The following is a 14378-nucleotide window of genomic DNA, read 5'->3' as shown; positions in this document are numbered from 1 at the left end:
CGACTTGGCGGGCCAGCGTCTCAGTAAAGCGTGTTCTGACCGACCAGCGATGCGAAACCGAGTCCCGAAACGGTCGGTGCCTGCGAAGCGGTCGGTGCCTGCGAAGCGGTCGACGGCTGCGGGGCGGTCGACGGCTGCGGGGCGACCGCCTCGGCGATGGCCTCGAACATCGCCAAGGTTCCGTGTTGGGCGGCCAGGCTCACCGGTTCGGGGTCGCTCGAGAGTTTGACGCCGACGGTCTGTGTGGAGCGGTCGATGTAGAGCATCTGACCGTGGATGCCGATGCCGATGACGACGTCGCGGCGGGCCGAAGGCAGCCAGAACTGGCTGCGGTACATTCCACCCGGATATGACCGCCCCGAGGGGGAGGCTGCGAACACCTTCGCCGAGTCTGCCGCGCCGGTGAAGATGTCCTCGACCCACTCCGCCGAGAGCACGCGTTCGCCGTTCTCGGTCGTCCCGCCGCGGGCGATCATCTCGCCGAATCGGGCGAGGTCGCGGATGGTGGCGCTGATGGCACCGTCGGCGATCGATCCTCCCCACCGGTCCTGACAGACCTGGGCGGCGTGGGCGGCGCCGATCTTCGACCATACGTATTCGCTGGCGACGATGGAGAACGGTTGGCCGGTGACCGCCTCGGCGATCCATGCGAGCACGTCGGTCTCACAGCTGCGGTAGACGAACGACGATCCGTGTTCGCGTTCGCGGCTCAGCCCCGTGAGGAAGTCCTTGATCCCATTCGCCGAGGTGGCCGTCCGGGGCGCGAAATCGACCGCTTCGAACAGGGCCCGGATCTCCGACCCGTCCTCGAGGTATTCTTCGGAGAATCTGATGCCCGAACGCATGTCGAGCAGGTCGCGGATGGTCGCTCCCGCGTAGCCGCTCTTCGCCAGGGCCGGCACATGTGCGGTGACGAGGTCGGCGGGGGTGAGCAGCCCGGCGTCGGCGAGCGCGCCGATGGCTGTGGCGACGATGGACTTGCTCACGGAGAACAGCATGTGCTGTCGGGCGGGCTTCATCGGCCACGCGTATTCCTCGGCCAAGGCGACGCCGTTGCGAGTGACGAGCCAGGCGTCGGTGTGGGTGTTCGCCAGGACGTCGCCGACGGTGGACCAGTCCTCATCGGCGGCGGGCCAACGCTGCCGGTCGATCGTCAGCGGGCGGAAATCGTGATCTTCGGTGACGTATTCGCGCACCGGTCCGATGCCGCGCGGGATGCCGCCGGTCGGGAAGATCTCCTGCATCCGGGTGAGCGCGAACGCGAAGTACTCCGGCCATTTCCAGGAGTCGAGGTCGATGCTCTCGAGCACCGGTTCCGAGGGATCGACGATCGCGTCCTCACTCGCCGAGGCGAGTTCGCCGACGTGCGGGAGTGAGATATCCCGCGCCGGAGCGGGGACAGCGTTGTCTGCGGTCCGGTCGGTGGGAGCAACCGGGGGCATCGGAGTCTGCGCCGAGTGCTCGTTCGCCGGTTCTCCCGGCGCTGCCGCCTCGGCGTCGGCGGCCGCTCCCACGCCGATGCCCTTCGTATTGCCGGACAGGGCACCGATGCGACGGTTCTGTGAGGTCACCGGCCTGGGCGGAAGCGACTCGTCTTCGCCCGCCATAGCACCTCCACTGTCTCGTCCCGAACGGCTCTGCATGTGCGCAGGGCTGTCCCGATACGCACGCAACAGACTACCTGGACGAGCGGGAACTCCGTAGCCGAACCGTTTCAGCTCGAACGCTGCCGGCCCTCTCCTCGTCATCGCCTGGACCCCTGACCAGGGGCGACGCCGAGGATCATTACCTATCAGTTATTCAGCTGACATTCGGGCATCGACCACCGCCCACATCGTGGCGGCGAGTGCGGTCACAGCCTCGCCTTCACTTCGGGTGTCATGGGTGCATCAGTTGTCATTCAGCGAAAAACGGGCTGGGTGTCGAGAAACGGGTGCGCGCTCCCGTGTTTCGTCGCTCAACCAGTTTTTCGGTGAAACCGGCTTCGCTGGCACCTGCCCTCTACACCAGCCCCTGGTCCTCGGCGACGCGGATCGCCCGTGCCCGCGAGTCCACGCCGAGCTTCGTGAAGACGTTGACGAGGTGGCTCTTCACGGTCGCCTCGGTGACGAAGAGCTCCTGCGCGATCTGCGCGTTCGAAGCACCGGTGGACAGCAGTTTGACCACGTCGCGCTCTCGCCGGGTCAGCTTCGGGCCGGGATTGCGCATCGCAGCGAAGACCTTCGACGAGATCTCCGGAGGCATATAGGTCTCACCCTTCGCCGCCTTTTCGATCGCCGTTGAGATGTCACCGGGGTCGATGTCCTTGAGCAGGTACCCCGAGGCACCGGCGTTGAGTGCCGCGATGATCTCCGAGTCGAGATCGAAGGTCGTGAGGATGAGCACTGCCGGCGGGTTCGCCTTCGCTCGCAGCCGCCTCGTCACCTCGATGCCGTCGACGCCCTCCCCCAGCCGCAGGTCGCACAGGACGACGTCGGGGCCGAGCTCATCGACGAGAGTCAGCGCCTCCTCGCCGCTGCCGGCCTCACCGATCACGGCGATGTGGTCAGGGGCGTCGATGACGGACCTCAGACCCGCCCGCACGACCGGGTGGTCGTCGACGAGGATGACTCGAATGCTCATGCGTTCTCTCCTGGATCGGTGTCCGTGTTCTCGTGTGTGCCGTTGCCACCCTCGCCGAGGTGGCCCGCACTGGCTGTGCTCTCACCGAGGCGAACCGCACTGCCCGTGCCGTCACCGAGGTGGCCCGGGCCACCCGTGCCCGTATCGTTCGCGGGCGTGCTGAGTCCCCCACCGCGGGTGCGCAGCTGGGATTGGCTCGGCAGGGTTGCGGAGATCGCGAAGCCGGATCCGGGGCTCGTCTCGATGACGAGTTCGCCTCCGAGTTCGCGCATCCGGGAGGCGATGAAGTCCAGCCCGAAACCCGACTGCGGGTTGCGCTGCCGGTTCTGCGGGTCGGCCATGCCGATGCCGTCGTCGACGATGTCCATTCTGATCGACCCGTCGAGATCCATGAGGCTGATCATCACGCGGGTGGCCTGCGAATGCTGGCGCACGTTGGCCAGCGCCGACTGCGCGGTGCGCAGAAGCGCCACCTCCACCTCGGCGGACAGCGTCGGAAGGGTCTCGTCGAGATCGAGTCGGCCGCGGATGGCGGTGTCCTCCTCCAGCCTGGTGAGCAGACGGCGAAGCGCGGCGGTCAACGCTCCGTCCTCGAGTTCGGTCGGGGCCAGGGCCGCGATGATGCGGCGGACGTCGCGGGAACTCTGCGCAGCGAGGTCTTCGACTTGGGCGAGCACTGTGCCGGAGCGGTCGTCGCAGGTCCGCTCCGCCTCGGCGTGGGCGATGAGACGAATCGACGAGACCGACTGTGCGATCGTGTCGTGGATGTCCCGGGAGACGCGGGTGCGTTCCTGGATCTCACCGGCATGACGCTGGGTCAGGGCGAGCTCGTCCTGGAGGTCGAGCAGATTCTGGTGGGCCAGTTCGAGTGAGCGCAGCAGCTCCTCACGACGGCGGCCCTCCCGGAGGAGTTCGATGTAGCCGCGGGAGAGCCCGAGGGCGAACACGGCGCCGATGAGGGAGCCGATGATGCTCGGCGTAGGCACCTGCCCGTAATGGCCGAGCGGGGCGATGATCGTCGCGATGTACGTCAGAGCCGTGAAGACGATCGCGATGCGCAGAGAGAAGAGGTGGCCGGCGAGCAGCCAGAGGAGGAACGCGATCCAGATGAATTCGGCGGAGACGAGAAGGGTGCACATCCAGGCGGCGGCGAGGACGATCAGCCACCATTTGGCGAGTACGAGCGCTCCTGTGCGGGCGGCGCGGACGGCGCCGAGGGCGTACCAGGCGAGGAAGACCACGCTCACGGCGATGGCGGCTGTCAGCGGGGCACCGGCGGAGATGGAACGGATGCAGGCGATGAGCGTCAGCGTCAGGGCGATGGCGTGCTGACCGAACTCCATCGTCCGTTCCGTCCATTTGCGTGCGCCCACGCTGCCGCCTTCCTGCAGACCTGCCTCGGCGGTGGAAGCGCCGAAGGAATGATCGTCTGGTCTCATGGTCCTCCTGCCAACTCAACCACATCACGAACCCACGCGGGAGAGGAAATGCATGCCGACGGGGTGCGAACCGAGGCGGCCGGAGGCGATGAGTGTCCTCAACGCCTCGGCCGCCTCAATTCTCACCGGCACACCTCACCGGTTCAGTGCTTGCCGTGGTGCGATCCGGAACCGAGGGACGCATACTCCCCGTCGGCCGGCGCGTGGGTGCGGTCCGAATCTTCGCCGAAGTGCGTGATCGACCTGTTCGGCCACCACATCCTGCTGCCGACGAGTCCGAAGATCGCGGGCACGATGATCGTGCGCACGATGATCGTATCGACGAGCACGCCGACTCCGACGATGAGGCCGAGCTGACCGAGCACCATGAGCGGCAGCATGCCCAGTGCCGCGAACACTCCGGCCAGGACGATGCCGGCGCTGGTGATGACACCGCCGGTGTGGGCGACGGCCTCGACCATGCCCTGCCGGCCGCCGTGGAGGACCGACTCCTTCTTCGCCCGGTGGGCGAGGAAGATCGAGTAGTCGATGCCGAGCGCGACGAGGAAGAGGAACGCGAGGATCGGCACCTGCGCATCGAGCGCTGACTGGCCGAAGAACGTCCGGGACAGGAAGGCACCGAGTCCGATCGCCGCCGCCGAGGACACCACGTTGACCAGCAGCAGGGCGAACGCCGCGATCGGAGCCCGGAGGATGACCAGCAGGATGAGGAAGCTGATCGCCAGGACCATCGGAACGATGGTGAGGAAGTCCTGCTGGTTGCCGTCGCGGGCGTCGAGTTCCGTCGCCGCGGCCCCGCCGACCTCGGCGTTCGCCTCGTCGATGGCGTGGACGTCGCTGCGGATGTCCTCGACCAGGTCGAGCCCCTTCACACTGTCGGGCGCGAACTCGCCGGTGACCATGATCTTCGTGACCGAAGTGCCGTTGATTCTCGTGTCATCGATCGCCGAGGCGCGCACGACGCCGTCCATATCGGATACCGAATCGACGACCTGGTCGGCGTGGTCGGTGTCGGCGACGATCCAGATCGGCTGCGATTCGCCGGGCGGGAAGTGCTCGGACAGAACGTCGAGGCCCTGCGCCGATTCGGACTGAACCCGGAACTTCTCGGTCTGGTCGAGTCCGATCGAGGAACCGATGAAGCCGGTGGCCATGACGCCGAGGATGACGATGCCGGCGCCGAGGTGGAGCCCGGGTCTCCGGACCACGCGAGTGGCGATGGTGCGCCAGACCGAGGGCTTCGCCGAGGCGGCTCTGTCCTTGGTGCCGGCCGCGCGGTCGGCGAGCTCCCGCGCCGAGTGCGGGGCTGCCTCGGCGGGGGTGGTGGCCTCATCCGAACTCTGCGTTGCGATGGCGTCTTCGGCCTTCGGGACGAAGGGCCAGAACACTCGCTTGCCGCAGATCGCGAGCACGGGCGGCAGGGCGATGAGCACCGCGGCAGCGGAGATGATTAGGCCGACCGCGGCCGTGATGCCCAGACCGCGGGTGCCGGGGATGACGGCGAAGACGAGGCTGAGCAGGGACAGGACGACGGTGAGGTTCGAGGCGAGGATCGTCGTCGCGGTGTGGGTCCAGGCCTCGGCGAGTGCCTTGCGGTGGTCGATGTGGCGGCTGAGCTCCTCGCGGTAGCGGGAGATGAGCAGCAGCGCATAGTTCGCTCCGGCGCCGAAGACGAGGACGCTGATGATGCCGGCGTCGAACTGCAGGTCGAGCCAGTCGCCGACGGCCGCGGTCACGGTGGAGGCGAGCCCGTCGGCGGTGCCGATGACGATGAGCGGCAGCAGCCACAGGATGGGTGAGCGGTAGGTGATGATGAGCAGGATGGCGACGATGACGATGGTGACGATGAGGAGGGTGAAGTCGGCACCGTCGAACGCCGAGGCGATGTCCGCACCGATCGCCGGACCGCCGGTGACCAGCAGGGACATGCCCTCATCTGTGAGTCCTGAGGCGGTCGGGTCATCGGCGATGGCGGTCCGCAGATCGTCGACGGTCTCGGCCGTGTCCGAGTTCGTCAGGCCCACGGTGATCGGCACCATGAGCAGGGCGGCCTGCTTGTCGTCGCTGAGTATCGGTCCGGTCACCGTCTCATCGGATTCGTCCCCGACGGTTTGGCCGAGCGAGGTGCCGAGCTTCTTCAGCTGCGTCTGGTCGTCGGCGGACAGTTCGGATCCGTCGTCGTTCGAGGCCACGACCATGACGGACTGCTTGTCGGCATCGGGGAACTTGTCGAGGGTCTGCTGGGCCTGGGTGGATTCGGAGTCGGCCGGAGCGGTTTCGTTGGCCCGGTCCTCGCCTGCTCCGGACAGCAGTCCGAAGATCAGTGCGACGAGGACGACGACCCCGCCGAGGACGAGCCACGAACCGCGCTTCGATGTCAGTGCGTGTGCGGATTTCGCGAGGAATGAGTTCATGACTCAAGTCCATCAATTCACCTCCCGGGGCACATCGCCAAAGAGTTCGGACCTGGTCTGCAACTTTCGATGGAGAGAACGCACTGACCTGGGCAGACGCTCTGACCGGGGGCGGCGGGTCAGCGCCTCATGCCAGGCCGGCTCCGGCCTTCTCCATCTCTCTCAGCGCGGCCGCGCTCGTGTCCTCACCGACCCCGGCGACAAGGTCAGTGAGGACGCGGACACCCACACCCGAGTCCAGAGCGTCGAGGGTGGAGGCGCGCACGCAATGGTCGGTGGCGATGCCGACGACGTCCACCTCGGTGACGGTGAGGTCGTGAAGAAGATCGCCGAGGCTGCTCCCCGTTTCCGTGGTCCCTTGGAAGGCCGAATAGTCGGGTCTGCCTTGGCCCTTGCGAACGTGGTGAGTGATCACTGCGGTGGACAGCAGCGGGTCGTATTCGGCCCCGGTGGTGCCGGCGACACAGTGGACGGGCCAGCTGTCGACGAAATCCGGGGTGTCGCTGAAGTGGCCGCCGTTGTCGCTGTCGGGATCATGCCAGTCGCGGGAAGCGATGACGGCATCGTAGTCCCCGGCGTGGGCGGCGAGGTGGCGGCTGATGCCTTCGGCCACGCGGTCGCCGCCGGTCACGCCGAGCGCGCCGCCTTCGGTGAAGTCGTTCTGGACATCGACGATGAGGAGTGCCTTGGCCATGCTTCGAGCATAGGCGTTTCTCTGTCGAATTCCAGGGGTGCGGGGACACGAGTGTGCGCAGGAACCTGGGTGCGGGAACGACGACGGCGTTCAGCCGGTGGCTCTGTCGGCGAACCAGTAGAACTGGGAGAACTGCTGCGATCGGCCCAATCCGAGTTCGCCCTTGACGAATTGGCGGACATCCTTGATCAGTCCCCGCTCCCCCGCCGCCCAGACGTAGAGGCCCTCGGTATCGAGGTCGAGCCCGCCGAGGAGGGAGGTCAGGGAACGGCCCGCGCGGTTCTGCGGGGCCAGCGAGGGGGCGGATTCCGTGGGCGCCCAGTGCCATGTCGCGTTCGGGTGCTCGGACTGCGGGAGTCCGGACACCTCGTCAGCAGCGGCGGCGATCGCCACGGTCACTGCCACCTCGGCGGGGACGGCTTCGCACCAGGAGTTGATCGCCGGAAGCGCAGTGAGGTCCCCCGCGAGGAGGAGGTGAGAGGTGTTCTCGGGCAGGTCGATGCGGGCCGGGGTGAGCGCTGCTTCGATCCTCTCACCGGGGCGGACGTGGGCCGCCCACCGCGCAGCCGGGCCGATGTCGGCGGTGTGATCGGTGGCGGCGGTCTGCCGGTCGGCGGCTGCTGCCGAGTGGAGGCTCGTCGTTTCGTCAGCACTGGATCCCACGTCGACCGGACGTGGCGCCCCGAGGTCGCCGTGGAGGACGAAGTCGAGGGCGAAGGTCCCTGCCTCGAGATCGATGGCCGAGAACGTGTAGCCGCGCTGGCTCAGATGCCCGTCGCCCTTCTCGGGATGCGGGAACCACAGGCGGGTCCACAGTGTCGGAAAGACATCGTCGAGCTGGGCCAGCAGCTCGGGGCCGGAGAAGTGGATCCGACGGTAGGTCGGGGTGAAGTCCTCGATGCCTGTGACGACCACTTCGTGGTTGGTGATGCGGAAGAGCCGCATCACCCCGCGCTGCCAGTTGACCATGTGCCCACCTTTCCCGTATCCGCACTTTGCTTAGCCTACCCTAATTAAGTGACGGGGAGTATGTGACGGGTGGCGGGAGGTGGCGGGTGGCGGGAGGTGGCGGGTGGAGGCTCAGATACTCACTCCCACCCTTCGGCCTCGAAAATGCGGCGATAGATCTCGCGGACCACCGCCTGTTTGCGAGCGTTGTAGTCCATGCCGGTCTCGTCGAGAGCATTCGACTGCTCGGCCGCGGCCGACTTCACCGCCTGATAGCGTTCACGGTCATCCCCGTGCCTGCGAAGGTGATCTCGGAACAGCCGCATCCGCGCGACTTCCGCACAGCGAGGACCGAAGACGTGGAGATGGCAATCGAGCTGTCCCGGGTCCGGATCGAGCCGCTTGAGCATGCGATGTTCGTACCAAGCGGGCTCGCGTACGGTGAGGCCGAATCCGATCGAGTTGAGGACGGGAACGTAGCCGGCTTCATCCCGGGGATCGGTGACAACGAGTGCCATGTCGATGATCGGCTTCGCTCTCAGCCCCGGCACCGAGGTGGACCCCACGTGCTCGAGGCCGACGAACGTTCCGATCGGGGACAGCGCCCGACGGATCCGGTGTGCCACCTCCGAGAAATGGTCGGCCCACGCGGGATCATGATCGACGATCTCGATCGGGGCGGGATTCCCAGTCGGCCGCACCCAGAGGTCGGGGTCCGTGACGTCGTTGAAGGTGACGATGTCGGCCGTCTCGGCGTACATCGGGTCAGCGAACACATCGCCCGGAGCTTCCGGGCCTGAGGCTCCATGGGCTGGGTGGCCGGGGTGGCCGGTGGCGGGTGGAGGCTCAGGCCTGCTTGAGGGCACGCTTCTCGGCTTTCTTCGCCGCCTTCTTCGCGGCCTTCTCGATCGCCTTGGTGCTGTCGCCGTCTCCGGCGATGAGGAGCAGCCCGCCGAGTGCGGCGAGGTTCTTCGAGAACTGGGTCTGGTGAGCCTTCGCGTCGCCGCCTTCCATCTCCCAGAAGGAGTGTCCGGCCAGAGTGGTCGGGATGAGCGAACCGGCGAGCGCAATTGCTGACAGCCGTGGCTTGATGCCGAGCAGCAGGGTGGCACCGGCGAGGATCTGCACGCCGCCGTTGATGCGCACGAGCAGCTCGTTGTCATCGGGCAGTGCGGGAACGTATTCGCGGATGGTGTCGAGAGTCGACTCGGCCATCGCCGCCTTTCCGGCCGGGTCCTTCACGGCCGAGAGTCCGCCGTTGATGAAGATCGGGGCGGTGAGCATGCGTCCTGCCGTCTGCAGCAGCGATGGTCCGAAAATCATGGAGTTCTCCTTTGGGTTGTGAGGAGTCGAGCCTAGCGGACGCCGAGGTCGCCCCTCAAAATCGGGGGCGACCTCGGCGAGAGGTCCGATCGGCTTCAGTCTCTCGGGGCCATCTCGGGCGTGGTCGGCGCTCCTGGCGCAGCCGTGGCCGGTTCGACGGGGACCTCAGCACCGGCAGGGGCGGGTTTGATCTTGATGCCGAGTTCGGGCTGCCTGCGGAACTGACCGGTGGCGATGAGAACAGCGATGACGATCGCCGAGGTGATCCATCCGGAGACTCCGAGCAGAGTGATCAGCGCGGGATCCGGGGTCGGTCCGGACGTGCCCATGACCAGAGCGAGCAGCATGCCGGCCGAACCGTTGAGTGCGGCATGGGCGAAGACGGCCGGCCAGACCGAACCGGTGCGCAGACGCAGCCAGCCGAAGAGGATGCCGACCATCACACATCCGCCGACCATGAATCCGAGTCCGGTGATGTCGGGGCGGTTGAAGTTGTATCCGAGCAGGATCAGGGGTGCGTGCCACAGGCCCCAGATGACACCGACGATGAGCAGCGCCGGCCAGGTGCCCAAGGGCCGCAGGCTGGTGAGCAGCCAGCCTCGCCACCCGGATTCCTCTCCGAAGGTGACGATCACATTGAACAGTGAACCGAAGAGCATGAGCCCAAGATAGATCGCAAGGGCGGCGATGATCGGCAGCGATTCCGCACCCGGGATGGACGCGAGCTGAGTCCTGAAGCCGGACAGCCCGGTGAGGTCGAGCGTGAGCCAACCGAGGGCCGAAGCGACGAGGTAGCCGAGGACCACGAGGACGAAGGTGCCGAAGAACGCGGCGACGGTCATCCAGATCACTCGGCCGATGGGGCGCAGCGGCCCGATTCCGAGGTAGCGCGGCACGCTCGCCATCGGTCGGCCGGCACGCTTGGCCCGTTTGCGCTGGACGGTGAGCGCGACGATGCCGGCGACCAGCGGCGAGAACATCATCACGGCCCCGTAGACCTGAACGGCGAGTGGATCACTGAGTCCCTTGCCGGAGATCCACAGCGGCAGGCAGACGAGCCAGGCCAGTGCGAATGCGATGACGACGAAGACGGCGACTTCGAGCCACGGCACCGTCGCAGGGACCACAGCGAGCGGTCGGCCCTTCGCATCGACGGCCGGGGCCGCCGGGACCGCAGGTTCGGCAGCCGCGAGCGATGCTGGGGTTTCGGGTGGCGCTGCTGTTTCGGTCGGTGTTTCGGCACCTGCCGGGCGGGCCGCCTCGGCGGATTTCCGGTTGGCTTCCGTGTACATGTTCACGGCTCCTCCTCGTTCCTCACCGGTGACCAGAACTCGGCTTCCGGTGCTTTCCTGGTTCCAACCTATGTCCCGCAGCGGTCTGCCACCTCCGCCGCGAGGATGAAATCGCGCTCAGTCGCGTGGACGAGATCCGCCGAGCGCCCCGGAATCGGGGCCAGTGAGACGCGCGCGAACGCTTTCGTCTCCGTGCGGAGGAATCGGGGATACGATGACCGACAGAACCAGGATCAACGACGATTCGAATGAAGGAACATCACCATGTCCGATCATCTCTCCGACGCCCACCATCCCTCGGGCGATCACAACTCCGCTGGCGGCCACCGCAACGCCGGGTCGCAGGGCGACCATCTCTCCGATTCCGACCACCTCGCGGTCCTCGGCTACGGCGACTCCTTCGAACGGTCGATGAGTCCGTGGGCGAACTTCGCACTCGGCTTCACCTATCTCTCCCCGCTCGTCGGCGTCTATTCGCTGCTGGCCGTCGCTCTGTCCACCGGTGGGCCGCCGGCGATCTGGTGGATCGTCATCGTCGCCTGCGGGCAGCTGCTCGTCGCACTCGTCTTCGGTGAGGTCGTCTCCCAGTTCCCCATCGCCGGCGGCATCTACCCATGGGCGCGTCGCCTGTGGAGCAAGCGCTATGCGTGGATGGCGGCCTGGGTCTACATCTGCGCGCTCATCGTCACCATCACCTCGGTGGCCGAGTTCGGCAGCGGATTCCTCGCCAGCCTCTTCGGACTCACACTCAACCGGAACACCACCCTCGTCCTCGGCCTCGCCCTGCTGGTGTTGGCCCTGGCGATCAACTTCTCCGGCACGAAATGGCTGGCCAGGATCGCCCGCATCGGTCTCTTCGCCGAACTCATCGGCGTCATCGGACTCGGCCTCTTCCTCCTCATCTTCGAACGCAAGCACAGCTTCTCCGTCTTCTTCGACACCATGGGCACCGCCGGCGACGGCAGCTATCTGCCCGTGTTCATGGGCGCCGCGATCGCAGGACTGTTCCTCTTCTACGGCTTCGAGGCCTGCGGCGATGTCGCCGAAGAGGTGTCGAATCCGGCGCGAGGGATCCCCAAGGCGATGCTCATGACGATCTTCGTCGGCGCGATCTCCGCCCTGTTCTCCTTCGGCGGCTACGTGCTCGCCGCCCCGAATCTGGAGGCGATCGTCGCCGGTGAGGTCGAGGATCCGATTCCGTCGATCCTCGAGGGCAGCCTCGGCACCGTCGGCGCGAAGCTCTTCCTGCTCGTCGCGATCCTCGCGTTCATCTCCTGCGTGCTCAGTCTCCAGGCCGCGGCCTCGCGGCTGATCTTCAGCTTCGCCCGGGACGGCATGATGCCCGGTCACCGCTGGCTGTCGAAGGTCACCGACGGCACGAAGATCCCGCACAACGCGCTCATCGTCGCCTGCACGGCACCGGCGCTGATCTGCGTGCTCATCTGGTTCAACGACGGAATCCTCGTGGCCGTGACCTCCTTTGCGATCCTCGGCATCTACCTGGCATTCCAGATGGTCGTCGCCGGAGCCCTGCGGCAGCGGCTGAAGGGCTGGAAGCCCGCCGGGCCGTGGTCGCTGCGCGGGTGGGGGATCGTCGTCAACTTTGCGGCTCTGGCCTACGGGATCTTCGCCATGATCCTGCTCTCGCTGCCAGGGGATTCCGGATCGTTCTTCGCCGATTGGATCGTCCTCATCGGCCTCGTCGTCGTCCTCGTCGTCGGGTTCATCTACCTGTTCATCGCCCGCCCCGATCGGAAGTCCGACGCCCCCGAGGATGATGCCATCGCCGTCGCCGAGGCGATTCGAGCCCGCCGGGCGAAGATGTAGGGGCGGGCGCACTGGGATCCCCGAAGAGTGGTCGCAAACGGACTCCTCTCACGAACGTAGGTCGCAATCGGACACCGCCCTCGAACGTAGGTCGCAAACGGACACCACTCACGAATGTAGGTCGCAATCGGACATTTTCTGACCTCCGAAGTGTCCGATTGCGACCTAAGTTTCGGCCCGAATGTCCGTTTGCGACCTAAGTTTCGGCCCGAATGTCCGTTTGCGACCTAAGTTTCGCGAGCAGAATCCAGTAGCAGCCTCCTTTCTGCTCGCTTGGCATGGCCGTGATGGCGCACATCGCTGAGCCAACCTGGTCAACACAGAACCCACTTGGACACTCATACCTGTGCAAAGATTCGCCACTGCTCTCGCGACCACACCCGACCCACTCGTTTGCGCTTTGCTCTGAAGGAACACCGCCGGATACTTTTCGCTTTCGGAATCGACCGGGAGTGGCCGCCTCACCTTTGGCACGAATGCAACCCAGGAGTCCGCAGAGGCCCGCCCTCGAAGCGAATCTCCTGTTCAGGGTGCGGTCGGCACAGCCACCCGGATCCTCCCGTATGCGGCTCGCGAACCATCCATGGTCTGCTCGAGGCAACTGTCCGACTCACCTCCATTCAGCTGTGGACACCATCGCGGCTCGAGCGTGAACTGCCTGTGGATGGGCAACAGTCGACCACAACCGCCTCGGGCAGGTCTTCCCTCGCCCAGAACCCCCGTGAACTATCTGTGCATGAAGCATCCGGTGAACTATGCGCACTACCCAGCAGTCCTCTCGGTTTCGGAAGCGCGAGCGCGAGGAGCCTCCGAGTACGACATCAGGTCCGGGCGTGGTTTTCCTCCTGCCACGTGGGGTATCCGCTTCGACGGCTCTGTCTCCACCGAATTCCCGATACCCACTTGGGCAGATGACGCATGGATCGATGAGGCGCAGCTGTTGACGGCCATCGTCTACAGACACCCGGGGGTCGTCGCCTGCAGAGAAACTGCTGCACGCCTATTCGGGTGGCCGTTGCCCAGCTCACTCAGAAGCGACATTCTTCATCTGGGAACTTCGGACATCAACAAACGCATTCGCAGAAGAGGCATCACACTGCATCGAATGAGAACGCTCAGATCAATCGAGTGGTTGAAGTTGCCGGTCCTGAACCCACTTCAGGTATTCAGCCAGCTCGCTTCCGTCTGTTCGGTGGAGTCGCTGGTGAAAGTTGGTGACGCGGCGATCGGCAACTGGAAGAGCCCACCCCAATTCACGTTGGCGACTTTGACCGAGCACATCTCCGAAACAAAACACCTCAGGGCCAGGCCAAAGCTCGAAGCCGCTGTCGACCTCATTCGAGAAGACGTCGACTCGCCGATGGAAACAGACCTCCGCCTCTGGGCCATCTCCCGAAACCTGCCTGAACCAGAGGTCCACCCTGCCGTGTACTGTCCGACGATCGATCGCACCCTGCATCCCGACCTCGGCTACCCGAAGAAGAAGCTTGCGCTGGAGTACGAGGGAGATCATCACCGAATCTCCGAATACCAATGGGCCGCCGACATCGATCGAGTCAACGCGCTGAGAGCAGCTGGCTGGACCGTCATTCGGGTGACAAAATCGACCAGTCGTCAGCAACTCGAGCGCGATATCCGCCACCACCTCGGGCTGCAATGAAGAATATAGGTCACCATCGGACATTTCTGGCGGGGCGGTTTCTATCTTCTAGTGCAACACCCGGCCTGACCAGCACGGTCGGGTCGGGACAGCACTTGAGAAGGAGCCCATCATGCGACCAGTCCCTTTCGACCACCTCGACGCGTTCTTCGTCTGCCT

The 14378-nt window shown here is 65.7% G+C and carries 11 protein-coding genes; 2 read left to right on the top strand and 9 right to left on the bottom strand.

What is annotated here, in order from left to right; all coding sequences use genetic code 11:
• Positions 1-20: 20 nt before the first annotated feature.
• The 9 genes from ACPUD7_RS16290 to ACPUD7_RS16250 form a co-directional block, all read right to left on the bottom strand.
• A complete protein-coding gene (locus tag ACPUD7_RS16290; RefSeq protein ID WP_425120494.1) occupies positions 21-1607 on the bottom strand; it encodes a serine hydrolase domain-containing protein in 1587 nt (528 codons plus the stop codon).
• A gap of 394 nt (positions 1608-2001) precedes the next feature.
• Complete coding sequence (locus ACPUD7_RS16285) at positions 2002-2622, bottom strand: response regulator (RefSeq protein WP_425120493.1); 621 nt, start codon at positions 2620-2622, stop codon at positions 2002-2004.
• On the bottom strand, positions 2619-4061 hold the full coding sequence (locus ACPUD7_RS16280; protein WP_425120492.1) for a sensor histidine kinase: 1443 nt from the start codon (positions 4059-4061) through the stop codon (positions 2619-2621). The genes ACPUD7_RS16285 and ACPUD7_RS16280 overlap by 4 nt, the downstream gene beginning before the upstream one ends.
• Before the next feature lie 143 nt (positions 4062-4204).
• Positions 4205-6475 carry an MMPL family transporter gene (locus ACPUD7_RS16275; RefSeq protein WP_425120491.1) on the bottom strand — a complete coding sequence of 757 codons (2271 nt, stop codon included), beginning with the start codon at positions 6473-6475 and terminating at the stop codon, positions 4205-4207.
• A 127-nt stretch (positions 6476-6602) separates the two neighbouring features.
• A complete protein-coding gene (locus tag ACPUD7_RS16270; protein ID WP_425120490.1) occupies positions 6603-7169 on the bottom strand; it encodes an isochorismatase family protein in 567 nt (188 codons plus the stop codon).
• Positions 7170-7259: 90 nt separating this feature from the next.
• Entirely contained in the window at positions 7260-8138 is an 879-nt protein-coding gene (locus ACPUD7_RS16265; RefSeq protein ID WP_096159807.1) for a siderophore-interacting protein, read from the bottom strand.
• 119 nt (positions 8139-8257) lie between these two features.
• On the bottom strand, positions 8258-8878 hold the full coding sequence (locus ACPUD7_RS16260) for a GrpB family protein (RefSeq protein WP_425120489.1): 621 nt from the start codon (positions 8876-8878) through the stop codon (positions 8258-8260).
• Positions 8879-8963: 85 nt separating this feature from the next.
• A complete protein-coding gene (locus ACPUD7_RS16255) occupies positions 8964-9440 on the bottom strand; it encodes a DoxX family protein (RefSeq protein ID WP_096159809.1) in 477 nt (158 codons plus the stop codon).
• Between the two features lie 95 nt (positions 9441-9535).
• The gene (locus tag ACPUD7_RS16250) at positions 9536-10732 is read right to left on the bottom strand and encodes a lysostaphin resistance A-like protein (protein WP_425120508.1); all 1197 of its coding nucleotides are present in this window, start codon (positions 10730-10732) and stop codon (positions 9536-9538) included.
• A 264-nt stretch (positions 10733-10996) separates the two neighbouring features.
• Between ACPUD7_RS16250 and ACPUD7_RS16245 the strand changes: the two genes are divergently transcribed.
• Both ACPUD7_RS16245 and ACPUD7_RS16240 read left to right on the top strand, forming a co-directional pair.
• Positions 10997-12559, top strand: coding sequence for an APC family permease (locus tag ACPUD7_RS16245; RefSeq protein WP_425120488.1), 1563 nt, complete (start codon positions 10997-10999; stop codon positions 12557-12559).
• Between the two features lie 1105 nt (positions 12560-13664).
• On the top strand, positions 13665-14219 hold the full coding sequence (locus ACPUD7_RS16240; RefSeq protein WP_135539950.1) for a hypothetical protein: 555 nt from the start codon (positions 13665-13667) through the stop codon (positions 14217-14219).
• Positions 14220-14378: the final 159 nt, after the last annotated feature.

This window comes from Brevibacterium sp. FAM 24630, from assembly GCF_049804075.1.
Taxonomy (GTDB): Bacteria; Actinomycetota; Actinomycetes; order Actinomycetales; family Brevibacteriaceae; genus Brevibacterium.
The sequence above is the reverse complement of the archived record's forward strand: the minus strand, read 5'-3'. Positions and strand labels throughout refer to the sequence as shown.

Excerpts from the sequence above, each read along its gene's own strand:
- ACPUD7_RS16285 (WP_425120493.1), bottom strand. The coding sequence starts at position 2,622 with ATGAGCATTCGAGTCATCCTCGTCGACGACCACCCGGTCGTGCGGGCG.
- ACPUD7_RS16240 (WP_135539950.1), top strand. The coding sequence starts at position 13,665 with ATGAGAACGCTCAGATCAATCGAGTGGTTGAAGTTGCCGGTCCTGAAC.
- ACPUD7_RS16260 (WP_425120489.1), bottom strand. The coding sequence starts at position 8,878 with ATGTACGCCGAGACGGCCGACATCGTCACCTTCAACGACGTCACGGAC.
- ACPUD7_RS16270 (WP_425120490.1), bottom strand. The coding sequence starts at position 7,169 with ATGGCCAAGGCACTCCTCATCGTCGATGTCCAGAACGACTTCACCGAA.
- ACPUD7_RS16250 (WP_425120508.1), bottom strand. The coding sequence starts at position 10,732 with ATGTACACGGAAGCCAACCGGAAATCCGCCGAGGCGGCCCGCCCGGCA.
- ACPUD7_RS16280 (WP_425120492.1), bottom strand. The coding sequence starts at position 4,061 with ATGAGACCAGACGATCATTCCTTCGGCGCTTCCACCGCCGAGGCAGGT.
- ACPUD7_RS16255 (WP_096159809.1), bottom strand. The coding sequence starts at position 9,440 with ATGATTTTCGGACCATCGCTGCTGCAGACGGCAGGACGCATGCTCACC.
- ACPUD7_RS16275 (WP_425120491.1), bottom strand. The coding sequence starts at position 6,475 with ATGAACTCATTCCTCGCGAAATCCGCACACGCACTGACATCGAAGCGC.
- ACPUD7_RS16265 (WP_096159807.1), bottom strand. The coding sequence starts at position 8,138 with ATGGTCAACTGGCAGCGCGGGGTGATGCGGCTCTTCCGCATCACCAAC.
- ACPUD7_RS16245 (WP_425120488.1), top strand. The coding sequence starts at position 10,997 with ATGTCCGATCATCTCTCCGACGCCCACCATCCCTCGGGCGATCACAAC.
- ACPUD7_RS16290 (WP_425120494.1), bottom strand. The coding sequence starts at position 1,607 with ATGGCGGGCGAAGACGAGTCGCTTCCGCCCAGGCCGGTGACCTCACAG.